The sequence below is a fragment of the Erysipelothrix sp. HDW6A genome (assembly GCF_011400295.1).
Classification (GTDB): Bacteria; Bacillota_I; Bacilli_A; order Erysipelotrichales; family Erysipelotrichaceae; genus Erysipelothrix.
The window spans coordinates 1,596,744-1,621,727 of the sequence record NZ_CP049859.1; the positions used below are offsets into that span (position 1 = coordinate 1,596,744).

General features: G+C 34.6%; 27 protein-coding genes, 2 tRNA genes and 1 pseudogene. 14 read left to right on the forward strand and 16 right to left on the reverse strand.

Going from position 1 to position 24,984, the window contains the following annotated elements:
* Position 1: 1 nt before the first annotated feature.
* Together G7059_RS08185 and G7059_RS08190 are read right to left on the reverse strand one after the other, a co-directional pair.
* A complete protein-coding gene (locus tag G7059_RS08185; RefSeq protein ID WP_240920484.1) occupies positions 2–967 on the reverse strand; it encodes an ABC transporter substrate-binding protein in 966 nt (321 codons plus the stop codon).
* A 335-nt stretch (positions 968–1,302) separates the two neighbouring features.
* Positions 1,303–2,262 (reverse strand): ABC transporter substrate-binding protein, encoded by a 960-nt coding sequence (locus G7059_RS08190; RefSeq protein ID WP_166081597.1) that lies wholly within the window; start codon positions 2,260–2,262, stop codon positions 1,303–1,305.
* Between the two features lie 302 nt (positions 2,263–2,564).
* On the opposite strand from G7059_RS08190, the gene G7059_RS08195 reads away from it, so the two are divergent.
* The gene (locus tag G7059_RS08195; protein WP_166081598.1) at positions 2,565–4,310 is read left to right on the forward strand and encodes a M3 family oligoendopeptidase; all 1,746 of its coding nucleotides are present in this window, start codon (positions 2,565–2,567) and stop codon (positions 4,308–4,310) included.
* Positions 4,311–4,325: 15 nt separating this feature from the next.
* On the opposite strand, the gene G7059_RS08200 is transcribed toward G7059_RS08195, so the two are convergent.
* From G7059_RS08200 to G7059_RS08210, 3 genes are read right to left on the reverse strand one after another with little or no spacing between them, the layout of a single operon-like run.
* Positions 4,326–4,577, reverse strand: coding sequence for a hypothetical protein (locus G7059_RS08200; protein ID WP_166081599.1), 252 nt, complete (start codon positions 4,575–4,577; stop codon positions 4,326–4,328).
* Between the two features lie 18 nt (positions 4,578–4,595).
* A complete protein-coding gene (locus tag G7059_RS08205; RefSeq protein ID WP_166081600.1) occupies positions 4,596–4,862 on the reverse strand; it encodes an acylphosphatase in 267 nt (88 codons plus the stop codon).
* Positions 4,863–4,898: 36 nt separating this feature from the next.
* The gene (locus G7059_RS08210) at positions 4,899–5,198 is read right to left on the reverse strand and encodes a hypothetical protein (protein ID WP_166081601.1); all 300 of its coding nucleotides are present in this window, start codon (positions 5,196–5,198) and stop codon (positions 4,899–4,901) included.
* A 178-nt stretch (positions 5,199–5,376) separates the two neighbouring features.
* Here G7059_RS08210 and G7059_RS08215 point away from each other — a divergent pair, with 178 nt between their 5' ends.
* From G7059_RS08215 to G7059_RS08225, 3 genes are all read left to right on the forward strand, one after another.
* Positions 5,377–5,805, forward strand: coding sequence for a hypothetical protein (locus G7059_RS08215; protein WP_166081602.1), 429 nt, complete (start codon positions 5,377–5,379; stop codon positions 5,803–5,805).
* A 210-nt stretch (positions 5,806–6,015) separates the two neighbouring features.
* Positions 6,016–6,786 carry a hypothetical protein gene (locus G7059_RS08220; RefSeq protein WP_166081603.1) on the forward strand — a complete coding sequence of 257 codons (771 nt, stop codon included), beginning with the start codon at positions 6,016–6,018 and terminating at the stop codon, positions 6,784–6,786.
* A gap of 93 nt (positions 6,787–6,879) precedes the next feature.
* A complete protein-coding gene (locus tag G7059_RS08225; RefSeq protein ID WP_166081604.1) occupies positions 6,880–7,263 on the forward strand; it encodes a hypothetical protein in 384 nt (127 codons plus the stop codon).
* A 58-nt stretch (positions 7,264–7,321) separates the two neighbouring features.
* Here G7059_RS08225 and G7059_RS08230 read toward each other — a convergent pair whose 3' ends face one another.
* The gene (locus tag G7059_RS08230; RefSeq protein ID WP_166081605.1) at positions 7,322–7,801 is read right to left on the reverse strand and encodes a hypothetical protein; all 480 of its coding nucleotides are present in this window, start codon (positions 7,799–7,801) and stop codon (positions 7,322–7,324) included.
* Positions 7,802–7,908: 107 nt separating this feature from the next.
* Positions 7,909–8,226: pseudogene (locus tag G7059_RS08235) on the reverse strand (HAD domain-containing protein); the annotation flags it as partial.
* Between the two features lie 481 nt (positions 8,227–8,707).
* On the opposite strand from G7059_RS08235, the gene G7059_RS08240 reads away from it, so the two are divergent.
* Both G7059_RS08240 and G7059_RS10595 read left to right on the forward strand, forming a co-directional pair.
* Positions 8,708–9,118: a hypothetical protein gene (locus G7059_RS08240; RefSeq protein WP_166081607.1), complete on the forward strand. Its 411-nt coding sequence runs from the start codon at positions 8,708–8,710 to the stop codon at positions 9,116–9,118.
* Between the two features lie 97 nt (positions 9,119–9,215).
* Positions 9,216–9,350, forward strand: coding sequence for a hypothetical protein (locus tag G7059_RS10595; protein WP_255489620.1), 135 nt, complete (start codon positions 9,216–9,218; stop codon positions 9,348–9,350).
* 285 nt (positions 9,351–9,635) lie between these two features.
* Here the strand turns inward: G7059_RS10595 and G7059_RS08245 are convergent.
* Positions 9,636–9,723: transfer RNA gene (locus G7059_RS08245), tRNA-Ser, on the reverse strand.
* A 77-nt stretch (positions 9,724–9,800) separates the two neighbouring features.
* Between G7059_RS08245 and G7059_RS08250 the strand changes: the two genes are divergently transcribed.
* Positions 9,801–10,631 carry a MurR/RpiR family transcriptional regulator gene (locus G7059_RS08250; protein WP_166081608.1) on the forward strand — a complete coding sequence of 277 codons (831 nt, stop codon included), beginning with the start codon at positions 9,801–9,803 and terminating at the stop codon, positions 10,629–10,631.
* A gap of 36 nt (positions 10,632–10,667) precedes the next feature.
* Here G7059_RS08250 and G7059_RS08255 read toward each other — a convergent pair whose 3' ends face one another.
* The gene (locus G7059_RS08255; protein ID WP_166081609.1) at positions 10,668–12,056 is read right to left on the reverse strand and encodes a 6-phospho-beta-glucosidase; all 1,389 of its coding nucleotides are present in this window, start codon (positions 12,054–12,056) and stop codon (positions 10,668–10,670) included.
* Between the two features lie 155 nt (positions 12,057–12,211).
* On the opposite strand from G7059_RS08255, the gene G7059_RS08260 reads away from it, so the two are divergent.
* Positions 12,212–13,174 (forward strand): lactonase family protein, encoded by a 963-nt coding sequence (locus G7059_RS08260; protein ID WP_166081610.1) that lies wholly within the window; start codon positions 12,212–12,214, stop codon positions 13,172–13,174.
* 23 nt (positions 13,175–13,197) lie between these two features.
* On the opposite strand, the gene G7059_RS08265 is transcribed toward G7059_RS08260, so the two are convergent.
* Positions 13,198–13,722 carry a type 1 glutamine amidotransferase domain-containing protein gene (locus G7059_RS08265; protein WP_166081611.1) on the reverse strand — a complete coding sequence of 175 codons (525 nt, stop codon included), beginning with the start codon at positions 13,720–13,722 and terminating at the stop codon, positions 13,198–13,200.
* Between the two features lie 83 nt (positions 13,723–13,805).
* Here G7059_RS08265 and G7059_RS08270 point away from each other — a divergent pair, with 83 nt between their 5' ends.
* The 3 genes from G7059_RS08270 (at position 13,806) to G7059_RS08280 (ending at position 15,988) form a co-directional block, all read left to right on the forward strand.
* On the forward strand, positions 13,806–14,642 hold the full coding sequence (locus G7059_RS08270) for a deoxyribonuclease IV (RefSeq protein ID WP_166081612.1): 837 nt from the start codon (positions 13,806–13,808) through the stop codon (positions 14,640–14,642).
* Between the two features lie 90 nt (positions 14,643–14,732).
* Positions 14,733–15,170, forward strand: coding sequence for a LytTR family DNA-binding domain-containing protein (locus G7059_RS08275; RefSeq protein WP_166081613.1), 438 nt, complete (start codon positions 14,733–14,735; stop codon positions 15,168–15,170).
* The gene (locus G7059_RS08280; protein ID WP_166081614.1) at positions 15,170–15,988 is read left to right on the forward strand and encodes a hypothetical protein; all 819 of its coding nucleotides are present in this window, start codon (positions 15,170–15,172) and stop codon (positions 15,986–15,988) included. The genes G7059_RS08275 and G7059_RS08280 overlap by 1 nt, the downstream gene beginning before the upstream one ends.
* Positions 15,989–16,002: 14 nt before the next feature.
* On the opposite strand, the gene G7059_RS08285 is transcribed toward G7059_RS08280, so the two are convergent.
* Positions 16,003–16,182, reverse strand: a complete 180-nt coding sequence (locus G7059_RS08285) for a hypothetical protein (protein ID WP_166081615.1) — start codon at positions 16,180–16,182, stop codon at positions 16,003–16,005.
* 167 nt (positions 16,183–16,349) lie between these two features.
* Between G7059_RS08285 and G7059_RS08290 the strand changes: the two genes are divergently transcribed.
* Together G7059_RS08290 and G7059_RS08295 are read left to right on the forward strand one after the other, a co-directional pair.
* A tRNA-Leu gene (locus G7059_RS08290) sits at positions 16,350–16,434 on the forward strand.
* A 75-nt stretch (positions 16,435–16,509) separates the two neighbouring features.
* On the forward strand, positions 16,510–16,950 hold the full coding sequence (locus G7059_RS08295; protein WP_166081616.1) for a hypothetical protein: 441 nt from the start codon (positions 16,510–16,512) through the stop codon (positions 16,948–16,950).
* A gap of 133 nt (positions 16,951–17,083) precedes the next feature.
* Here the strand turns inward: G7059_RS08295 and G7059_RS08300 are convergent, their stop codons facing one another.
* From G7059_RS08300 to G7059_RS08320, 5 genes are read right to left on the reverse strand one after another with little or no spacing between them, the layout of a single operon-like run.
* Entirely contained in the window at positions 17,084–17,860 is a 777-nt protein-coding gene (locus G7059_RS08300; protein WP_166081617.1) for a response regulator, read from the reverse strand.
* Positions 17,861–17,866: 6 nt separating this feature from the next.
* Positions 17,867–19,588: a sensor histidine kinase gene (locus G7059_RS08305; RefSeq protein WP_166081619.1), complete on the reverse strand. Its 1,722-nt coding sequence runs from the start codon at positions 19,586–19,588 to the stop codon at positions 17,867–17,869.
* Positions 19,589–19,597: 9 nt separating this feature from the next.
* Positions 19,598–21,274, reverse strand: coding sequence for an iron ABC transporter permease (locus G7059_RS08310; RefSeq protein WP_240920486.1), 1,677 nt, complete (start codon positions 21,272–21,274; stop codon positions 19,598–19,600).
* Positions 21,267–22,331, reverse strand: coding sequence for an ABC transporter ATP-binding protein (locus G7059_RS08315; protein WP_166081620.1), 1,065 nt, complete (start codon positions 22,329–22,331; stop codon positions 21,267–21,269). The genes G7059_RS08310 and G7059_RS08315 overlap by 8 nt, the downstream gene beginning before the upstream one ends.
* A gap of 57 nt (positions 22,332–22,388) precedes the next feature.
* Positions 22,389–23,405, reverse strand: a complete 1,017-nt coding sequence (locus G7059_RS08320; protein WP_205700200.1) for an ABC transporter substrate-binding protein — start codon at positions 23,403–23,405, stop codon at positions 22,389–22,391.
* A 157-nt stretch (positions 23,406–23,562) separates the two neighbouring features.
* On the opposite strand from G7059_RS08320, the gene G7059_RS08325 reads away from it, so the two are divergent.
* Complete coding sequence (locus G7059_RS08325; protein WP_166081621.1) at positions 23,563–24,954, forward strand: phosphoglucomutase/phosphomannomutase family protein; 1,392 nt, start codon at positions 23,563–23,565, stop codon at positions 24,952–24,954.
* Positions 24,955–24,984 lie beyond the last annotated feature (30 nt).

Sequence of the window (24,984 nt, forward strand, 5' to 3'; positions counted from 1 at the left end):
ACTATCGAATCTCTGCTCTTTCTAATAATTCTTTTGGAATTTGAATTCCAAGTTCATCCGCCATTTTCTGGCTGATAATTAATTCAGTCTCTTGAGCAGTTTGAACCGGAATTGACTGAATCGGTTTTTTATCCACCAATATTTCTTTAATCATAATCCCTGCTTGAATACCAAGTGATTTGTAACTAATAGAATCAGTTGCAAGGATTCCTTGATCGAATTGTCCGGATTCCGCCATAAACACTGGGACTTTAAGCTCACTTGCTTGGTTTACTACTAATCCAGCTTGTGAAGCAATGGTGTTATCAGGAATTATGTAGATGGCATCAACTGATTTAGTTATCTGAGCTGCTGCAATCGCAAGTTCACTCGGCTTACTAATACCTTGGGTAACTATTTCAATTCCTAAAGGACTCGCTATTTTCTTCACTTCTTCAATTTGGCTTGTACTATTTGCTTCACTAGTATTAAAAAGGATTCCAAGCTTCTTCATTTCAGGAAACATTGTTTTCATCAGTTCTAGTTGTTTCTTAACTGGCGGAAGATCGCTAACTCCAGTGATTGCCCCTTCAGGACTGTCAATATTTTCTACAAGACCCGCTGCCTTTGCATCCGTCACTGCACTAAACACTACAGGTATGTTCGTATTTTCAACAGCAACTAGTGCAGTCTGTGCAGCAGGTGTTGCGATTGTAAAGATTAGATCAACTCCTTGACTAACAAACTGGGAAGCAGCCATTGTAGCAGTACTAGCATCTTCATTAACCACTTTGATTTGCACATTTGCATTTTCCAATCCCGCTTGCTTTAATCCTTCCATCATTCCTTCTAAAGAATCATTTAATGCAGGATGCTGCGCCCACTGTAACACTCCAATTGTAATTTCGTCTTTATTTTTCTTTGAACAACCAGCCAGTAATAACAAACTGACAAATAATACAACACTAATTTTCTTCATTCTCTTCATTTTTCTCTCTCCTTGTATCTCAAATAACAAAAAAGCCGTTTCTACACGGCTTCATCATAATCATTGAATAACTAAGAAGAATTTTGTATGGAGCCTGTAGATACTTTAGCAAACACAAAAGGTTAATATCCACGAGGCTATTAACCGATTAACTAAAGTAATAATAGAAGCTCCATTGTTGGGCTTGAGATGTAATAATATTGGTATTAATCATAATATTCCCAACCTTTCTGAAATAACCATATCATTGTTTACATTTCTTTGCAAGCAAATGTAATAAATTTGTATATTTTCATTATTCAATCAATCAAAAGCACTAAACTATTCACCGCTTACTATTGATTTGAAATTCTTGATAGTGTTTCTTTACTTAATTCTATACCTAAATCTTTTGCCTGGTCTTTATTGATAAATAATTCTGTCTCTTCTGAAACTACGACTGGTATCTCTTGAGCTTTCTTAGTACCACGTAATATATCATAAACAATATCTCCACCACGTCTACCAAGTTTTAGATAGCTGAGTGACTCTGTTGCTAAGATCCCCTCATCAAAAGCACCATCTTCTGAAGCAAACACAGGAATTCTTGCCTCATTAGCAACATCTACAATCGTTGAAGTGGCAGATACAACCATGTTGTCAGTCGTGTTATAGAACGCATCAACTTTTGAAGCCAATTGTTTTGCAGCTAGCGGTAAATCTTGCATCGTCGCTACTCCTTGAGAAAGTATCTCAATACCCATTTCTTCTGCTATAGGGACTAGCGTTTCTATTTGTACCTTAGAGTTAACCTCTGCAATGTTGTAAACAATACCCACTCGTTTAACCTCTGGTAGCAATTCTTTAACAAGTTGAAACTGCTTCTTAGCAGGTGATATATCACTTACCCCTGTAATTCTTTCTCCAGGTTTATCGTTTGACTCAACTAGTCCTGCTGCAACAGGATCAGTAACTGCATTAAATACCACAACTGTGTCAGTTCCTTCTGTCACATTATAGGCAGTCTGAGCAGCATTCGTTCCAATCGCATATATAATATCTACTTTATCCTTTACAAACTGTTCAGCTATCAACTGCACATTTGTCATATTCCCTTGGGCATTCTTTAGATTCACATCATAGTTATCTTTTCCAAGTTTCTCATCAAGAACATCAATCATCCCTTGATATGTCGCGTCAAGAGATTTATGTTCAGCTAGTTGAAGAACTCCAATTGTAGGTTTCTCTCCACTTTTCTCTGAACACCCTGTCAATACTAGCATTACCATTAAAAGCGTTACAATGATTTTTTTCATAGTTTCCTCCTATTCAAGTAAAAAAGCCATGTATACAACATGGCTTTAAAATGAATACTTAAGGAGCCATGTCGATTTCCATTGGAAAATGGTTAATCTCGATGGCGAAATTAACCGTTTAACTAAAGAAAAAGAAAAAGCTCTTACTTGCTTGTAAATTGTGAATTGTCGACATTGTACCCCGACCTTTCTAAATCCATAGTATCAAAGGACAAAACAAATTACAATATCTTTCTGAAAAACAATGAAAATAAATGTTGTTGTGATATAATTGTTTCATAAATTAAAGGAGAATATAAAATATGTACACATGGTCACTCGATGCACTTTATCCTGCATACAACGAAAAATTTGACAGTGATATTAATGAGCTAAAAAAGATTATTAGAACTATGGACTCATTATCACAGAATTTAGAAACTCAAGCTGATTTAGTAAAATGGCTTGAGACCGAAGAAGCTTTCTACACTCTAGCTATGTCTCTATCTAGCTATATTTCATTAAACTTATCTACTGATGCTACAGATGCTGTAACAAATCAAAAGCTTGGTATCCTACAACCAATCATGAGTAGTACAGCTAAACCTTACGCTCGATTCAAGACATTCTTAAGCAAACACCGTGACGAATTCCCTATTTGGGTTAATAGCAACGATAAAATTAAAGAATATGAATTCATGCTTCAAGAAATTATTGATCAAAGTTCCTATAACTTAAGTGACGATGCTGAAGAAGTTGTATCAAAAATGAAAATTAACGCTTCCAATAACTGGAGTCAACTTCAAACTTACTTAACAGCTATGACAACCATTGAATTGAATGGAGAAACACAAACACTTTCTTCAATTCGTAACTTAGCATATGATAGCGATCAAACCGTTCGAAAAGCTGCTTATGAAAAAGAACTAGAGCTCTACAAACCAATCGAAGAGAGTGTAGCATTTGCACTCAACAGTATTAAGGGAGAAGTGAACACACTTTCCGAACTTCGAGGATATAGCTCTCCATTAGAACAAACCCTCATAAACTCTCGATTAAGCCAAGAGACATTAGATGCATTGATTGCTGCAATTGAGGAGTATTTACCAACATTTAGAAAGTTCTTTAAACATAAGGCTAAACTATTAGGACATAAAGATTCCCTTCCTTGGTATGATCTTTTCGCACCATTTGAAACATCGAATCCAAAAACATACACCATCGAAGAATCAAAAGAGATGATCGTTTCTAGTTTCGCTGATTTCTCCGATGACTTGAGTGAAATGACACGTACTGCTTACGAGAATAAGTGGATTGACTTCTTACCTAAAGAAGGTAAATCTGGTGGAGCATTCTGTAGTAATCAACCACAGATTAAACAAAGTTATATCTTAACAAATTTTGGAGGAAGTATTTCTGATATTATCACGCTTGCTCACGAATTGGGTCATGCTTATCACGGATACATGATTGAAGACCTTGCAATTCTGAATACCGATTATACAATGCCTGTAGCTGAGACTGCATCGACATTCTGCGAAAACATTGTGTTGAATGCTGCTCTTAAAACAGTTAGCGATGAAGAAAAGATTGTACTCATCGAAAACTCAATCAGTGATTTAGCTCAAATAACTGTCGATATTCTTTCCCGTTACAAATTTGAAACGGAAGTATTCAAACGCAGAAAAGAAGAGTTCCTCTTTGCTAAAGATTTAAAAGAAATTATGTTGCAAGCACAAAGGGATACCTATGGAGATGGACTTGATGAAAATGCTATGCATCCATACATGTGGATCAATAAAGGACACTACTATAGTGGTGAACTTAGCTTCTATAACTTCCCTTATGCCTTTGGGGGGCTCTTCGCATTAGGTCTTTACCACCAATTTGAAGAAGAAGGAAAAGACTTTGTTCCAAAATACCAAGCACTTCTCAAAGCTACACCAACTGCAAGTTGTGAAGACGTTGCGAAAATGGCAGACATTGATGTCACAGATATTAACTTCTGGAAATCTAGTCTTGACGTTGTTGCTAAGCGTATCGATGATTTTATCGAATTAACAAAATAATATAAAAATAGAACATCACATTTGATGTTCTATTTTTTCGATTAATCGATAAACTGGTTCATCCAGAGATGCCCCAAGCTGTTTAGCAAGTACCATTTGTCGTACTATCTTTAAATACGATGAGTAAAAGGGTTCGTGTTCACTGTGTACATCAAACATGGTTGCACAGGCAACAAACAACGTTACCATGTCCACAAGATCTAAAGAATCAAAATGTTCCGCAATGTACTTTACTCGATCAAGTATTTGAAGTTTCATTTCATCCATAGTATCATCTCCTCTTGTTTATATTATAACAAAGTTGTTCATCGTTTTGTCAGTATCAACGTCACTAATTGTCATAGAATTCACTTTCATTACCGGAGATAAACCTTTCTTAATTTCAGAAAGAAATACATCAAGCGATTCTTGACTACCTTGAGCATAAATTTCTACATCACCATTATCTAAGTTACTTACTGTACCCGTGATGATTAATTTATCAGCCAACATTTTACAGAGCCATCGACACCCTACCCCTTGGACTCTACCTTGTAGAATTATATGAATCATAAATGGTTATCCTTTCAAAAAAAGTACCTTTCGGCACTATTTTACTTGTTCGTACATTTCTTTTAAGATCGAATGTACTTCTTTGTATCCTTTACTAAAATACTGTGAGTAAATAAGTACAGACAAAGTAATTGCACAGACTACTAAACTTACAATATCACTAGGTTTAGCAAAAATTATCGCGATTACAACAACCATTGAGATAATAGAAATAATCATATTATTTTTCGCAAATTTATCGTGCGCAGTATTAAATCTTAACAACTCTTTAGGACGAAACTTAAAAGACTCAGTTTGTCGACGCATCATTTTTTTCTTAAATTGTTTAAATGTCATAACAATCCCTCATTTCATAATAAAGTATAACAACACTTTTAGCTAAAAACAATGATTCGTAACACTAAATCGTACTTTCAGTACATTTGATTGTCTTATCAAATTATTGTGGTATTCTATACAAGGTCGAATCATTCATCCCGAATGTCCAGGGCTGTAGTGAAAGGAGGCAATTATAATGAAGAAACGCATTATAATCAGTTTAATTTCGTTATTACTTGGTGGCTGCACAGTAAATATTAATACACCCGCACCAAACGAAACCAATAATTCTGAGAAAGAAGCCATTATAGAGAGCACTTCTGATAAAAAAGAAGAGTCAGCTCCTGTTGAGATTGAAGAACCATCTAAGACCGAAGTAGTAGTTACTACTCAAAGTAAAGAAGAGTTCATCATAGCTAAATTCAAAGAGTATGGAAAAGACGTTAAAGCATCTGATTGGATTCTTAAAGAAGAAGGTCCAAAAACTGCAGTAATAATAAAAGAACTCCGTACGAATACGAGACCACTGATTAGTAAACTAATTTTCAAGTGGAATGGTTCTAGCGATAAAGCTGAAATTTACTTCATAATGGTAGATAACAACAACCATTATGGTCAAGAATAAACTTCACATTTGTGGAGTTTTTTTATATGAAAGTGCCTTTCAAAGCCATTCACAAACACTATTCTTTACCTTGATAAAATAAACAAGCCAAAGTTTTTCCCAAACCTTTATCATTCTTTTAATAACACTTCCAAGATATAGGTATTTCTCTTTTGATTCATGCATAAATCTAGTCTATAATTGATGTAGCTAGGTTCTTGGAGGCTTCACATGAAAAAATACATACTACCAATACTTATTCTAATATTATCCGTTGTAGCAGTCACTTTAGCTTTTCAGCAATTTGTAAAAAATGACTTTATTCTTCTAGCTTTAACAAGCGTTTCCGGATTACTTTTGTTTATACTTAGTATCATGTTGTTTAAATCAGCAAAGGAAGACACTTCAATCTCAGAAGATACTCAATTTAATGAAACGATTACACACGAATCTAGTGTGGTAGAAGTGAATCCTATTGATGAAGTCTATACAGAAGAAGTTGAGGAAGTTGAAGTTTCTTCTAACACATTTCAAGATTTACCAATAGATTCCGATACTACAAGTGAACTTACAAGTGAAAGCATCATTACACGAGATGAAATATTAATCGAAAATCCTAATCAAATCCACGAGTCTCTTTCTAATATCAAAGCCCGACTCAAACCAAAAAGAGACCAATATTTATTAGCGTCATTGTTTATCAACTTAATTTATTTAATGATTGTTGTCTATTTCCTGTCGAATCACTTGGATTTTAAGCAAGCTAATCTGTTAAATCAGCTGAAAGAGTTAAGCTTAAGCAATTTACTTCCATTTCACGTTCTTACGATATTAGTAGCAAGCATTACCAATTACTTAGCGTGGTATAACAATTCTCGAATAATGGCTATTGTTACTCTAGCGCTGTATATAGTAAGTCTCATGCTCTTACCTCTCAATTTCTGGGGAGTAATAGTCCAATTGATTCTTTGTTACCTCGGTTACAATAAGCTCTCATCATAGGATTTAACCAAGCATTAACATTCCTCCAACTCTTAAATGTTATAATATAGATGTCATAAATAGTGACTTCAATAGGCTTACAGGGAGGAAAATATGAAGCAAGAAACAAAGAGTTATTTACTGACCACATATAAGTTATTTGCTTATCTACCTGCGTTATTACTTACTGGAATCAACGTTCATGTAATGTTTACCTTTGGTATTAATGACTTTTTCTCACTTGATCGAGTTATTGGTTTATTGCTATTGTTTTCCCTCTTTTTATTAGCTTACCTGATAACAAAAGGTGAAATCACTAGCCTAATATACGCACTAATGCTTATAGTTTTTTATGATATTTATATCTATACAAAACAAGATACCTCACTTTTAAGTGTTAGAGATTCAATAATACTATTTTCTGGGTATTACTTATTTATTATTATCGTTGGAATCATTCTAAAGCATCACTTAAATACTCACAACAGTAATTCATAAGTCAAAAAAACCGACCTTACTTGATAACAAGTTTTGGTCGGTTTTTATATAAACTATATTAGTTAATTGGTTCGATACGAGCAACTTTACCAATTGTTCTTGAATCTGACATTCCATTGATACCTACGAAGATTACTTTATAATTTTTACCTACTTCTAATCCTTCGATTACAGCTGACAATAAAGAATTAGTAGGACCATCTTCAATGGATAATTCAAAGATGCTTGGTTTCTCTGCATTCTTATCTTCCATGATTAATGTTAAAGATTCCACTTTACCTTCTAAAGCTGTTCCCTTATAAGGATCAACAACATTTAACAGTTGTAGCTCTAATGAAGTCATTGTTTCTTCTCTAACTTGAATCTTGTTTGTGATCGCTTCGATTTGCTCTTTCATGCTCTTGTTGTCAACTTGCATAGTAGCAATCTCTTGATCAGTTAAACCGCTCTTTGGCTTAGAACTACAGCCTGCTAATAAAGCAAACATAGCAACTAATACCAAAGCAATTTTTACTCCTCTATTTGTTTTGTTCTTCATAAATTCCCTCCTGTAATAATAATATCACAAACTAACAATAATAAAATCATTTTTATGTATTTTAGCTCTATATAAGTACGTTTTTGGTAGTTATTATGAAAGCTACCTTAGGAGTTAAGTATATTTACTGCTTCTTCTATATTTTTGGCACTTATCCCAATATTAGGGTCACAACGAATCCAATGTTTTTCTAATTCTTTCCAATGAAAATCTATGTCATCTAGAATTACAAACGTTTCAACAATCGGATGATTACTTAACCATTCTTTTATTTCCTTATATCGATCAACCCCATATACATTAGTTTTATCAAACAAAGATAAATTTTCTCGCTCAAGTGCAGTTAGTAAGTATTCTGCCATGATGCTTCTTGGCTTCATATCTTGATTGAAAGAGGTACGCCATGAAGAAGACAACACAATAACTGCCCCGTTTTCATAACAATATCTTTAAGTTTTAGTATCAGTTCGCGACTCAAAAACATGTAACATCTCTCAGACTCACGATTAACTTTATGATAGTAAAAGTTACTGTTAATAACACCATCGATATCTAGGAATATAACTTTCAAAAAATCACCTCTTGTATCTCTACCTATAATATACACCTACATTAGTTGAAAGAGATATTCATTTGTGTCTTTTTTAATCAAAACCATTGAATCACGATACTTTTATTATAAGTTAATTCCCTTGCAAAAGTATAATGTTATATATTTATACTGTTTACTTATTGGAACACTAGCTGTCCACAGTACTTTTGCTTATGATAGACTAGAAGTAAATAATAAGGAGGGCCTATGAAAAGAAAAGTAAGTGTTATCTTGATAGCGTTAATAATGTTGACAGCTTGCGCTAAGAAACCTGAAGCAGATGAGCAAAAACAGCAAGCAATGCTGATTCATCCATGACTGTTTTAGAGAATGCAATCAATGAAATTATAGAAAGTGATGTAATATCTTATCTATTACACTTAAGTAACGAACCCAATCTATTATCAGGAAGAAAAGTCTCTTTAAATAATCTCAATGACTTCCCTCAAGCTAAAATGATTAATGAAACATTAGTTGAGGGAGAACAATTGACAGCAACTTATATCAATGAAGGATATATTTATTATGATTTTCCTAGTGGTCAACTAAAGGAACAGTTAACTCATGAAACACTTGAGTTTGCATATGGTGATTACTTTGATATGAATGTTGTTGCGTATCAGCTCACTGTCCTTACAAAAAGCCCAAGCTTCTATGATTCGAAGATTTTTACTACGAAATCAAAGGATGGTGGAATCTTATACATCTTAGATAAAGAGGAATGATAATGCAAAGCCACTATTAGATTCATTTGACTCACCATTAGATGAAGACGATCCAGTAAATATAGATAATGTAAGTTTTCATGTAAAGGGCTCACAATTGATAGGCTATTCAATTGAATTTAGGTCGCAACAAAATGATTTTGGACATCAAGAAGTATTTATCGAAGCTATTAATGATGCCGTTAAGTTTGATTTCCCAGACTTTAGCAATTACATGGAAGTTCCATCGTAGAAATTTTGCCAAGTTTAGATATGTGAGTATTCTTGTTCAATCAAACTTGGGGGCATTAAAACACAAAAGTTTTAATGCTCTTTTCACATCATCAAAGTTCGTCTTATTATTAGTATTTCCTCAATAATATGTAGTTGCCTTTTTTTGCTTAGACCAATGGTGAAAAACTTCAGATTCTGAAACTTTTAGATATATCACACATGCAAATTTAGTTTTAAAATTTTGTAGGGGTTTTGTATGTGTTTCCAAAATAAAAACCCACTAATAAGTGGGTGTAGTTTCATATGGCGGAGGACATGAGATTCGAACTCACGGAAGCTTACACTTCGCCACCTTTCCAAGATGGTGCCTTAAGCCACTCGGCCAATCCTCCAACTGCTTTTCTATTATACATAATTATATTCACAAAAACAATCTATAAAATGTATAATAGTAGAAACGGAGGTTATTATGTTACTCATTCATAAAATCCAAAACTTCGATAATCTATCTGAAACCGAAATTAAAATTTCAGAATATATTCTAACTCATCAAAGGGAGGTATCATCGTTAACGATACAAGAACTTGCGAATGCTACCTTCACATCGCCTGCAACCATTACGCGCTATTGTCGTAAAATGGGAACCGAAGGTTTTAGTGACTTCAAATTACGAATAGCACGAGAGCTAAGTTCACACTTTAGTGATAAACGCATTCACGATGATGTCCCCTTTGTTAAAGATGAGTCAGAATCTCAAATTCTAGAAAATATTCTAGCATTGAACTTTCAATCAATGCAGGATACTTACAACATTCTAGATCAAAAACAATTATCAAGGGTTGCTCGAAAAATTCACGAAGCCCCTCACACATACTTATATGGGACGGGACAATCATTAATCCTCTGTCAGGACTTTCAATACAAGTTGTTTAGAATTGAAAAAGATTGCAACCTCGAGAGCATGGTGGGATTCCAATACATGAAGACCCTCACACAGCCTCAAGATAGCGTCACTATCATGGTGTCATACTATGGAGTATCTCGAAGTAACCTAGCGCTCATTCAAAGTCTAAGAGCTCGTGGACTCTATATTGTACTCATCACCGGACCTAAAGATAATCCTTTAGTCGAGTACGCTGATGAAGTCATTCATGTAGCACCCCAAGAAACATTAATACGCAAAATGGCATCATTCTCATCTCGTACTTCAATTCAATTAGTTCTTGATTTATTATATGCACTAATCTTTTCATTTGATTATGAACGCTATCAAAAACTCATCGAAGAAGAAAACATGTAAAAGGCAGAAACCCTTAAGGGAATCTGCCTTCTTTTATTAATCAGCGATGTAAGTAACGCCAGCTGCTTCTAATTCAGCAATCTTATCTTTAAATTGTGGTAAGTAGTCTTTGTGAGCTACTAACATTTCATTCAATAGATCTTTAGCGTATGTTCCACTTGGAATTAATGGGTTCACATTAAATGCTTGAATTGCTTTACCATAGTTACCTGTAGCTGCTGCTTCAATTACTAATTCTTCCATTGATTTCATTAGTTGTAATTGTCCGCGTGCTGCTGGTGGGAATGATCCCCAGTTAAATGGTTCAGCACCATGTGATGTAATTACAGAAGTAACTTCAACGACACAGTCATATGGTAAGTCAGTAATAGTACCATTATTTTGTGTACTTACTGTCATAACTGCACGTCCATCATTATGAATTGATGAAATAATTTCACATGCTGCATCTGAGTAGTGTGCACCACCACGTTTTGCAAGTTGTTCTGGTTTGTAGTCTAATGCAGGATCTTTGTAAAGTTCAAAGAGTTCTGCTTCTGTACGTTTAACTTCTTCTGCACGTGTTTGGTGTTTGTTGTATTTTTCTAAACTTTCTTCTAACATATCACGTTCAATGTAATAGTAACGGTGATATGGACAAGGTAACATACCTAAATCTTGAACTTGTTCTAATGTGTAGTTAATTGCTGCAATATTCGCAACTTCTGCACGTTTTTTCTTAGCAAATTCACTTTCTGGGTTATAGAACGCATCAATAAGTTTATCTGTAACTTCTGTTCCGTCTTTATCCCATACACGATGCCAGTGGAAATGGTTCAAGCCTGCGAATTTTTCAAATAATACAGACTCATCTGGACCATAGCCCATAGCTTCATGGTTCATTTTTGTTGCCCCTACTGGAATATTACATAATCCAATTGTACGTTTCCATCCACCAACTTTAATAGCTGCTTCAGTAACCATACCTGCTGGGTTAGTAAAATCAATTAACCAAGCATTTGGTGCTAATTCACGCATATCATTAATAATATCTAAGATTACTGGAATTGTACGGAACGCTTTAAAGATTCCACCTGCTCCATTAGTTTCTTGTCCTAATAAACCATATTTTGCAGGAATTCTTTCGTCTTTAACACGTGCGTCTAATTGTCCAACACGGAATTGTGTCGTTACAAAGTCTGCTCCGCCTTGAAGCGCTTCACGACGATCAAGAGTTAAATGAACTTCCCAATCTAGACCAGCCGCTTTAACCATACGTTTCGCCATTTCGCCAACGATTTCAAGTTTTTCACGACCCGCTTCAACGTCAACCAACCATAGTTCTGAAATGTCTAATTTATCACGACGGTTAATAAATCCTTCCATTAGTTCTGGTGTATAACTTGAACCACCACCAATTGTTACAATTTTAATTTTTTTACTCATATTTCACCCTCCTAACCCCATTGTACTCTTTTGGATTTTTCTATTCAATGATAAGCCCTATCTCGGTTACCTTTTTCATCGAATCCATGTTTTTATCCAAGCAAATGAAATTAATTTTCTTAAGTTTATGCTATTATAATATAAGGAGGAATCGTATGACTAAAATTCTATTAGGAACATATACTCGCCGAATAAGCGAAGGTATTTATGAAATTACTCTTGACGAAAATAATCAAGAATTGAAAGATCTTAATCTAGTAGTAAAAACACAAAACCCTACATACTTAGATTTTGATGAAGAAAGTAAAACACTCTTTAGTGTTTATCAAGAAAATGATAAAGCTGGAATCGCAGTTTACCATTTTGAAGACGATAAAGCGGAATTAGAATATACTCGTATTAACGAAGGTGTTCAACCTTGTTATGTGAGCTACCATAAGAACGAAGGTTCAATCTATGAAGCTAACTATCATGCAGGTTCAATTACAGTAACACGTGATAAAAAAGAAGATCGTGTCATTGAGTATGCAAAAGGATCTCATGCTCACTTTATTGACTTTGATCCTAAGACAGATGATGTCTTTGTTTGTGATTTAGGACTTGATACAGTTCGCAAATATCGCCTTATGAATGAGATTGCAACTTATAAAACTGCAGATGGAATGGGACCAAGACATCTTGTCTTCCACCCTACTGAACCTTATATTTACATCTTTGGAGAACTCAACAATACTATTGATGTCGTTCGTGATGAAGACTTTGATTTAGTACATGTCCAAACAATCAATACTTTACCTGAAGAAGGTATTAAGAGCTCAGGTGGAGCAATTCGCATCAGTAATGATGGTAAGTTTGTTTATGCAAGTAATCGTGGTCATGACTCTATAGCTGTCTTTAAAGTTAATGATGATTATACATTAGAACTTGTTGAACATATTCCAACTGAAGGTGAACATCCACGTGACTTCAACTTAACACCAGACAACAAATTCATGGTGGTCGCAAATATGATTACTGATAATTTAAGCCTTTTTGCAAGAGATGTTGAAACAGGTAAACTCACATTACTTCAAAAAGATGTCCATGCACCAGAACCAGTCTGTGTTCTGTTTCTATAATAAACGAAAGGTTAATCCGTAGATTAACCTTTTTTTAATGCTTCAATTAATTGTGGTAAATAAATTGGTAGATCTGGTGGACGTCTTCCAGAGATTAGATTACCATCTGTTACCGCTGGTTCGTCGACCCATGTAGCTCCTGCATACATAAGATCATGTTTAATACCCGGTGTACTTGTGACAGTACGTCCTTCTAAGATACCTGCTGAGGATAGTACCCATCCAGCATGACATATTTGCCCAATAACCTTATTATGTTCATCCATGTAGCGAACAAAGCCTAGAACACTCTCTAAACGCCTTAGATAGTCAGGAGCCCAACCTCCAGGAATCACAATTCCATCATATTGACTAATATCTACATTTTCAAAAGAAATTGATGAAGTAACTGACAATCCGTATTTCCCTTTATACTCATGCTCAGCAATTTCCGCAGCGATATCAACACTCGCTCCAGCTTCACGAAGTCTAATGATTGGATACCAGAGTTCCAAGTCATCAAAGTCCGGACTTACGATTGTTAGTACTTTTTTACCTTTTAATTCCATGTCATCCCTCCTTTGTATGTATTATAGCATGGTCTTTTAGAAGACATGTGTTAAAATACTTATAAGATTATGAGGAGGAACTTATGTTTGTTATTGGTTGTCACCTTTCTTTTTCAAAAGGATATAAAGGTTTAGGTTTAAAAGCTCTTGAAGTAGGAGCGAATACGTTTCAATTTTTTACTCGTTCACCACGTGGTGGTAAAGCAAAAGAACTTGATGTTTCTGATATAGAGGCATTAAATGAAATTATTAAGGAACATGATTTTAGACATATCTTGGCCCATGCTCCCTACACATTAAATGCATGTAGTGATAAAGCATACACACGAGAATATGCTGAAGAAGTCATGAAAGATGATATTTACCGCATGAGTTATATTAAAGGAAGTTTATATAACTTTCATCCTGGAAGTCACGTTGGTCAAGGTGTTGAAGCTGGTATTGATATGATTGCTGAGATGCTTAATCGTGTTTTAGATCCAAATCAAGAAACCATTGTTCTTCTTGAGACAATGGCAGGAAAAGGAACTGAAATCGGACGTACATTTGAAGAATTAAAAGCTATTATTGATAAAGTAGAAGTCAAAGAGAAGCTTGGCGTTTGCTGGGATACCTGCCACTTATACGATGCAGGTTATGACCTTGTGAATGATTTAGATGGAGTTATCGCAATGTTTGATGCAGTAGTTGGACTAGATAAACTCCATGCAATTCATATCAACGATAGTAAGAACCCATTCAACTCACATAAAGACCGTCATGAAAAGATTGGTAAAGGTTCTTTAGGACAAGATGCATTTGAGAGAATCATCAACCATCCTAAGTTACGTCATCTACCTTTCTACCTAGAAACACCACAAGACAATGACAATGGGTATGCAGAAGAAATCGAACTTCTTAAGTCTCTTAGAACTGAATAAATGCAACTTAGTTAGTTTTTATTACAACTTAGCACCTTTTTATAGTATTTGGCTATGATTTTGCTAGGATATGGGTAAAGGAGGAAGTTCATGAAAGTTCTCACCAAAGAGAACCCAAATCTAGACGTAGATATCGTCATTGAATATCGTGAATTGACTCCTGAAGTAGAAGCAATACTACGTCAATTCCAAAAGAATGATATTCATGTTGAACATCGTGGTCGAGAATTTGCGGTATCACTTAATAAAGTATTGTTTTTCGAAACTGAAACAGATTATGTATACGCCCATACACACGATGGTTCTTATAAAGTAAAATACAGATTGTATGAACTTGAAGAACTATTACCACATCAGTTTCAAAGAATTTCAAAATCAGCGATTGTAAACTGTGATCTTATCGCATCAATTGAGCGAAACTTAAGTTCATCACGTTCAGTCCAATTCTATAACACACATAAAATTGTGTACGTATCCAGAATGTTCTTTCCAATATTAAAGAAACAACTGGATGAAAGGAGCTTGTAATGAGAAAGAAAAATTATTATTGGGGGATTATATTTACAGTTCTAGGGTTTATCTTACTTGGTAACGCCTTTAACTTATTCACTGCGACCCCTAGCTTATTTACAATAATAATTACTGTACTATTAGTTGCTTCATCTCTAAGCAACATGCCACGACTAAACTTCTTTGGCATCATAATGCCAATCATCGTTGCAGTTATTATTAACAGAGAAATATTAAATATTAGTGATTCACTAAACTCATGGTGGTTAATACTATCTGGAGTGTTCTTAAGTCTTGGACTCCAGAGTTTAATTCGAAAACGTCCAAAGAGTGGTAACTACTCAAATTACGATACCTATTCATCAAAATTTACTTATTCTAAAGATGATGATGACGATGAAGAAGTTATTATCATTGATAATGATACGGATGATTTCGAAAATGAGTACAAAAAAGAGGCATTCAAATATAAAGACAAAGAATCCTATAGTGAAACAATTGACCCTGATTATGTTCGTATTAATGCAACATTTACCGATAGAACGCGATATGTAAGAGCTGAGAACTTTACAGATGGTTCAATAGAGAATGATTTCGGATCATTACGTGTTTACTTTGATCAAGCTACATTTAATCCAAACGGCGCTCACTTAAACGTTGAGTGTAACTTTGGACAAGTTGTAATCTACTTACCACGTAACATCAATGTCATTAACAACATTAGTGCTACACTTGGTGGTGTTACCGATGATTTCAACCGCCCAGGTTACAATGCTCCTACTTTGGTCATTGATGGTGATGCGAATTTCGGCAATATTAAGATTATCTATCTATAGAAAAGAAGGAGAGCTTAGAGCTTTCCTTCTTTTTTTCTGAAAATATCAATGAGAATTACGGAGATAACCGCAAATAAAATGATCAAATCAATACTTGACGATTGTATGTTGGAAACATACCCTGCATCAGCACCTAAGACCAACGAGATCCACGCTAAACCAAACCCTAACATTGCACGATTATACCATTTCATATGCGCCCCTCCTTCATAGATAAATTATATCACTATTAAATATTAAATAGCTATTTTGAAGCATACTGTTTTACAAAAATTTCAAAAACGAAGATTTATCATTTCTTTCGTTTTAACTATTGATTAATACTTGAAAGCTTGTTATAATCTAAAAGCATTAAATATTCGCGGATGTGGTGAAATTGGCAGACACACTAGACTTAGGATCTAGCGCCTTCGTGCATGGGGGTTCGAGTCCCTTCATCCGCACCAAAATTTAATCAGATACCAATCTTAAAAAGATTGGTTTTTTTATGGTTTCGATATAATTAATATGGAGGTACCACTATGAAGTATTTGACATTATTCAAAGACAGCAGCGAGTACTTAACGTTTGAGTTATTAGACCGCATCGATAAATATGAGTATGTTCCTGGAGAGTTTACCCCAAAATATGATCTTGCTGTAAAGTTAAAGACACAATTCTACGAGCTAAATTATCGTCTTGATTTTTTAGCATATAATCTCGTTAGCTTTAGAAATTCACTGAATGACTTATATCACAGCATGAATGGAAAAGCTTATCTTAACAATGGATTCTATGATAATGACTTAACAATTAATATCCACAACATCGGTAGTCTAGGAAAAATCGAACTGAATCTAGAGATACTTCGGTATGGTGCGAATGAAGGGTTTGTTGGAGAAGATCGATTCCTATTTATAAGAGGTATGGATCAATCCTATTTACCTGAACTTATACATGAACTCGATGAGTTTCTTAATTGAAGATAATATCAATCAATAATCCTAAATGCTAATCAACGATACAAACAGAGCCCACTATTGCGGTAGTGAGCTCTGTTTTTTTAATATGAGTTTTCTGACAAATCGGTTCATTCTCTTTTAAATAATTAATTCGTTAATGTTGCTCCTTAAAATGATTTGGAGTCATCCCAAGATATTTCTTAAATACAATACTGAAATAACGTTGGTCTTTATATCCAACTGCATTTGCTACTTCGTATATTTTTATTGATGGATCCGTTAATAAATCGCAAGCTACCTTCATACGATAAACCGTTAGATACTCATGAAAGCTATAGCTTGTCTCCTGCCTGAACAGTCTGTTCAAGTAACTTTCTGAGACTTGTAAGTAATCAGAAGCAGTAGTAACACTAATATCATCTGAGTAATTATCATGTATGAAACTTAGGACTTTTTGAATGTTTTCGTGCTTGCTTCGATCACTTTTCGAGAGATAACGGTTAACTGTTGATATTAAATCAGCACGGCTTACCTTACTCTGCTCTTTAAGAATTTTCATTGTTTCAACTTGTTTTTTTGCACTATCGATCGCTTCTTCTAAATCTGAGTCAGTAAAGGGTTTAAGTAGATAATCGACCGCACCAAGTTGTAAAGCTTTCTTCGCATATTGAAACTCACTAAAAGCGCTTAATATAATAAATACAAAATTCTCTTTATCCGATAAAGCTTCAATCATTTCTAAGCCATCCATAAGTGGCATCTTAATATCTGTAATGATTATATCTGGCTGTAACTTTAAGGCTAAATCATAACCTTCTTTACCATTACTTGCTTCGCCAATTATTTCAACATCATAGTCCTGCCAAGGTGTTGTCATAATGAGACCTTGACGTGTCATCACTTCATCTTCAACAATCAATGCTCTAAACATAACTTATCACTCCTCTATTGGAATCTCTATAAACACAACAGTCCCTTTACCCTTTTTACTTTCCCATCGTAGTCCATAGGATTCTCCAAAGTGTAACTTCAATCTATTATTGACATTTATTATTCCGATACCCTGATTCTCTTTAGAAGCTTCACGTAAGACATCGACATCGCTTCCTATTCCATTATCAGCAATGGTAATATATAAAGTCTTATCATCAACCCATGAGTTGATTTCAATTATTCCTTCTTTTGATGAAGGCTCAATACCATGAATTATCGAGTTCTCAACAATAGGTTGAATAATCAATTTAGGAATCGAGTAAGTTAGTGCCTCTTCTTGAATATCTTTAAAATATCTTATTTTGTCTTTGTATCGGAATTGCTGAATATGAATATAGCTTTCAACAAACGACAACTCCTCTTCCAAGCTTACAAAAGGATTTGTATTCATACTTGCTTTGAGAAGCACACTTAGTTCCGTTACCATCTCGGGTATGTCGCTCACCCCACTTAACTTAGCTCTCCATTTAATAGAATCAAGTGTGTTATTTAAGAAGTGAGGATTAATTTGTGACATTAGAGATTTAATCTCTGCTATTCTCAGTAGTTCTTGTTTCTTATTGTCATTCTCATGATAGTAAGAAATACGCTCTAACATCTCATCGAATTGATAGGATAATTCTTCAAGTTCATTCGTATACTTTTCTTTAGTATCATCGTTATCATAGGGCCTAATTTCACGCATTCGATCCACAAGTTCTGATATAGGGTCTGATACCTTCCGTGTAGACCTATACCCAATGACTGTCGCAATAACCCCTGTGAAGGCAATCATACCTGCAATAGAAATCGATAGAAAGCGAACTTGGTCAGTCAACATAGAGTTTGGAACTAAGCCATAGATTTTTATACCATATTTCTCATTGACTCGAGTCATCATAGTCATATCTTCTAATTGAACTTTCACATCACTTGATTGATCAATGTCTAAACGATCGTATCTAAAGATGTTTTGTAGGAAGGAGACCTGACTTCTAAAACTTGAATCATTATAGATAATCATATCCGCTTTGGTAGTTAAGATAAACTGAATGTATCCAAAAGACGTTCCTTTTACCGAGGTAAGAATGTTTTGTAGATACTCAGTTGATACGTCCATTATGAGATAACCATAGTCTACTCCTTGACTCTGTAGTTTATACGCAATTGAGTAAGACGGCTTAAACTTATCGTCATTTAATGTCATGTTCGGAAAGAAAATTGCATGCTTTGCATTATTAGCTTCTAGGGTTCGAAATATTCCCCAATTTTGATATTTAGGTAGTGAATATAAATCTGGTAAATCATAGGTTCCGGTATAAGTGCCATCCGTCATGATATAGTACATATTTTGTAAGGACTTATCTCCACGCATGTATTGATACATACCACGATTAATATTTTCTTTAGATTCCGGTAATAGTTTAGAATCTTCATCAAACTTAGCTTCTTGAATAATCGATCTTCCCATTGTTTCAATATCTGTAATTTGATTACTTATTGTGGTGTCAATTAATTCGTTTGCTGACATTAGAATCTCATTAAGTCTTGCATTCAGGTTTGATTGAGTTGATGTTTGAATAAAGTATACAGAAAAAACACCTAATAAAAGAAGTGGAATCGTCGAACTCAAAAGAATGATGAGAGTTAGTGTTCGTTTTATACTTCTATTTTTAGGTGTTCTCATTAATACTCCTTAAACTACTGAAACTTTTCCTTTACTAATTACACTGAATAAAATAAACGAAAGAATCGTAGCTACTGTTAATATACTTGCTAAGGCTGCAGCAGTACCAAAACTTGCTCGAACAACCTCTGTATAAATAGCAACAGAAATTGTAGCAGTTTTACCTGTATACAGCATAATACTTGAACTTAATTCGTTAATTGTACTGATCCAACTTAAGATTGCTCCAGAAATGATTCCAGGTAACATCAAGCGTGCCGTAACATTAAAGAATGACTTCATTGGAGAAACTCCAAGATTTATGGATGCTTCTTCAACACTTTGATCAACCTGTTGTAACATAGCACTTGACGATCTTACGGTATAAGGCATTTTCCTAATAACATATGCGATTATCATGATGATTGGTGTCCCTGTAAGAACAAGAGGTCCTGACTTAAATGCCATAGATAGTCCAATACCTAGAACAGCCCCTGGAATAACATATGGGAACATTACAAGAATATCAAGAACTTCTGATGACTTGGAACGTCTCTTAGTAATCAGATACGCAATAATTATACCTACTATTATTATAACAATAATAGCTACTGTTGAATATGTAAATGTATTGGTAATATTTCGTCCGAGTTTATAGAAGATTGTACGATAGCTGTCTAAGCTGAATCCACTCGTGAACATTGGTCCACTTGTCTTCAAGAAAGAAGTAAATACTACAACTATTTGAGGAAGGAATGTTATTGTTGAAATAGTAAACACAAGCAAGCTCATTAATATTCTAGGAATTAAACTTAATTCCTCTACTTTTGGAGGACGTAAAGAACTCATAAAGTATTGTTTCTTATCGACAACTCGTTTTTGGTAGAGTAAGACAATTAATGAACATGACACAATAATAATACTTAGAGCAGAAGCAAGACCAGGGTTACCACCCATCTCACTCATAAATTCTTCATATACTAAGACTGGAAGAACTTTGTAACCTTCTCCAATAAGCATCGGTGTACCAAAGTCAGCAAGGCTAGACATAAAGACCATTATTGCCCCTGCAGCAATTGTAGGAAGAATTACTGGGAATGTAACTGTCATAATACGACGCCATTTGCTCATCCCTAGATTCTCTGCCGCTTCTTCTAATGAAGCATCAATTCCTTCAAGTGCCCCCTTAACATATAAATAAACATATGGATAGAGTTTCAATGTAAAGACTAAGATAATACCAAAGTAGCCATAAATAGACGGTACATTAAGTCCCAATTTAGTTAGAAAGTTTGTCACGACTCCATTACGACCTAACAACATAATCCAAGAGTAAGCTCCGATAAACGGTGGTGACATTAATGACATTACAATCATTACATTCACAATACGTTTACCCCAAACATTAAATCGCGTTGTGATATAAGCAAGAGGAACCCCTACTAACACAGAACATAATGTAGTGATTAACGCTACTTTTAATGATCTAAAGAGAGTTTCATAATAGTACTTATAGGAGAAGAATGTTTTAAAGTTTTCAAGTGTAAAATTACCATCATAATCAAAGAAACTACTTGCAAACAACTTACCAAATGGAAATATTAGGAAAACAAAGAACATGATAAAGATCATTATTTTTGATATATCCCAGAAATCCATCTGTCCTTTTCTCATTCTATTAACTAATTTTCCTTTTTTCTTAATCATTGAGGTTCACACTTCCTTCTTTATCGAAGATGTTAACTTTATCCTCCGCAACTTTAAGTACAACAGGACCTTCAGGTCGTATTGAGTTATTAGTTTGAGTATACTCGTTTACCTCAACTATTGAACCATCACTTAACTCAACTTCATAATTAACAAAATCACCTAAGAAAGTAGCTAATGTAATTGTACCCTTAATTCCTTCAGCTTCATCACTAAATAGGAACTGTTCTGGACGAATTGACACCAATACTTCCTCACCACGATTCGCTTTATTCTTCTTATTAAATACGTAATCACCGATAATAATTGAGTTTTGATCGACAACTACTCCTTTTAAGAAATTAGATGTACCAATAAAGTTAGAAACGAATTTGTTAGCTGGAACTTTATATAAGTAATCAGGCTTCGCAATTTGCATTACTTTACCTTTATTCATAACAGCAATTCTATCAGAGATTGCTAATGCTTCTTCCTGATCATGAGTTACGTAGATAGTAGTAATATTAAGTTGACGTTGTAATTTCTTAATAATTGTTCTCATTTGAACACGTAATTTAGCATCTAAGTTTGATAATGGCTCATCCATCAACAATATCTTTGGTTCAATAACAATTGCTCGTGCTAATGCAACTCGTTGTTGTTGCCCACCTGATAGAGCCTGTGGCATCCTATCCTTTAGGTCAGCAATCTGTACCGTTTCTAGAGCTCTCATGATTCGTTCATGAGCTTCTTCTTTTGGAACTTTTCGAGCTTTTAATCCATAACCAACGTTATCATAGATACTTAGGTGAGGAAACACTGCATAGTTTTGAAACACCATACCAATATCACGTTTGTGAGCAGGCGAGTCATTAATTCTCTTGCCACCAAAATTTATATCTCCAGCTTCAATTGAGTTGAAACCAGCAATCATTCGCAATAAAGTTGTTTTCCCACAACCAGATGGACCTAATAATGTAAAGAATTCCCCTTCTTCAATAGAAATAGAAACATCGTCAATTGCTTTAAAACTTCCGTACATTTTTACTGTATTGATTATATCTACATTAACACTCATAATAAATCTCCTATCCTCATCTAATATTAGAAAAAGAGGGAAGCCCTCTTTCTCTACTTATTGTCCAATAACAATATCTTTCCAAGCTTTCAAGTTTGCATCTTTTTGTTCTGCTGCCCAATTAAAGTCATAATCAATTAATTTAATTGTTGATAATGCTTCCAATCCTTCTGGAGCTTTGGCATCGTTACGAATTGAGCGGCGACTTAATTTATCAGACATAATTTCTTGTGTTTCTTTACTTAATACGAAGTCTACAAATTTCTTTGCATTGTCCATATTCTTAGCACCTTTGATGATAGCTACGCCATCAGGAATTGCAGATGTTCCTTCATCAGGATAAACAATTTTTACTGGTGCTCCGTTATTTACATATTTAATAGCTTCTTTTTCAAGTGTTAATCCAACTGAGTATTCACCTTCAGCAACACCTTTATAAACTCCTGATGAACTTGTAAGAACTTTACCATCAAGGTTTTTGTAGAATTGCTCTAAAAATCCCCAACCATCAGTATCTTTTCCATATGCTTGAACCATTGTTGCCATAATTGTATATGCTGATCCACTCTTAGCAGGATCTGCCATAGCAATTTTACCATTGAATTCTTCATTTAGAATGTCTTTCCAAAGTTTAGGTGCATTTTCTTCAGATACTAAATTAGTATTGTACATCATTACCATTGGTAATGGACTTTCTCCTGTCCAACGGTAATCTTTGTCATAGTATTGTTTATCAATATTTGCCAATTCTGGTGATTGATAAGCTTCGAAATATTTTGTGTATGAAGCAAGTGATTCAGCACCACCACCCCATAATACATCACCTAATGGATTTCCATCTTCAGCTTCCACACGTTTTAGTAACTCACCTGTACCTGCTGCAACTGGCTCAACTGTAATCCCAGTTTTTTCTTGAAACTCCTTAACAATTAAGTTAATTGTTTCTGCTGGGTGAGGAGAATAGACTACCAGTGTTTCACTCTTTGATCCACCGTCTCCTTTACTTGTTGACGAACATGCAGTTAAAGCAAGAGCTAAAAATGCAACTGTCATTACTTTAAACATTTTCTTCATTTACTTTTCCTCCTGTAAACGCTTTCTTATGATATTTTAAGAATACCACATGAATTTCACATGAACAATGTATCAAAACAGTCAAAATGTTTAATATCCGATACAGAGCTTGTTTTTACTTGAAAATATCGATAATTTAGAATTAGGAGGAAATTATATGATTCAATTTGGTACTGGAGGATGGCGTGCGATAATCGCTGATGGTTTTACAAAAGCAAACGTACAAATATTGGCACAATCTATTGTTACGGAACTTGAGAAAAAAGAAATAGTAATTGGGTTTGATCGTAGGTTTTTATCGGATACAGCTGCACAATGGCTCGCTGAAGTTTTCGCAGGTAACGGTATTCATGTTTACTATATTAGAAAAGCAGTACCTACTCCAATGATAATGTTTGCGACTGAGAAGCAAAACTTAGACTTTGGATTAGCTGTTACAGCAAGTCATAACCCAGCAATTTATAATGGTGTTAAAGTGTTTACTAAAGGTGGACGCGATGCAACACAAGATGTTACAGCTGTGCTTCAAAAGAATGCAGATAGTAATCCTGAGATAAAACACATTGATTTTAAAGAAGGACTCGATAAAGGAATAATTGAGTACTATAATCCACAGAACGACTATATTGACGCAATCTTAGACTTTGTTGATACTGAAGCAATACGTAAAGCTGGTCTACGGGTGTTAGTTGATACAATGTATGGTGTATCTAAAACATCTTTATCTATAATTTTAAATACTACACGTTGTGATGTTGATATAATAAACGATAGACACGACACTCTTTTCGGAGGAAAACTTCCTTCCCCTGCTTCTGCAACCTTACACAAACTAAGTGATCAAGTTAGAGAGAATCATTATGACTTGGGTGTTGCTACTGATGGTGACGCAGATAGAATCGGAATAATCGATGAAAATGGGCGATACATTCATCCCAACTTATTAATTGCATTAATATATCGATATTTATTGGTAGAAAAAAAATGGCATGGCCCAGCAGTACGAAATCTATCAACCACGCATCTTATCGATAAAATTGCAGCTAAGTATGGACAATATGTCGTTGAAACACCTGTTGGATTCAAACATATCACTGAGGCAATGGAAGAGCATAATGCAATTATCGGTGGTGAGTCTAGTGGTGGACTAACAATCTCTGGACACATTAAAGGTAAAGATGGAATTTTTGCAGCAACCTTACTTGTTGAAATGATTAGTGTGACTGGGAAACAGATTGGACAGTTAGTAAATGAGCTGTATAAGGAATTTGGCAGTGTATATAATGACGAACGCGATTATTCTTTCACTCAGGAAAAGAAAGATGAAATCAATGATATTGTATTCAAGCAAAAGAAATTACCCGAGTTTGAAAAAGAAATACGTTCATTTAGCTATCTCGATGGATTAAAAATAATCTTTGATGATGGTTCTTGGATTAGTGCACGTTTCTCAGGAACAGAACCACTTCTTAGAATATTTGCTGAAGCAGAAACCTACCAAGATAATATTTTCGCGATTAGAACTATGGAAGAGTTCTTAGGTCTGTAAGTATCTTATTTCATTAAATATATTATTAAA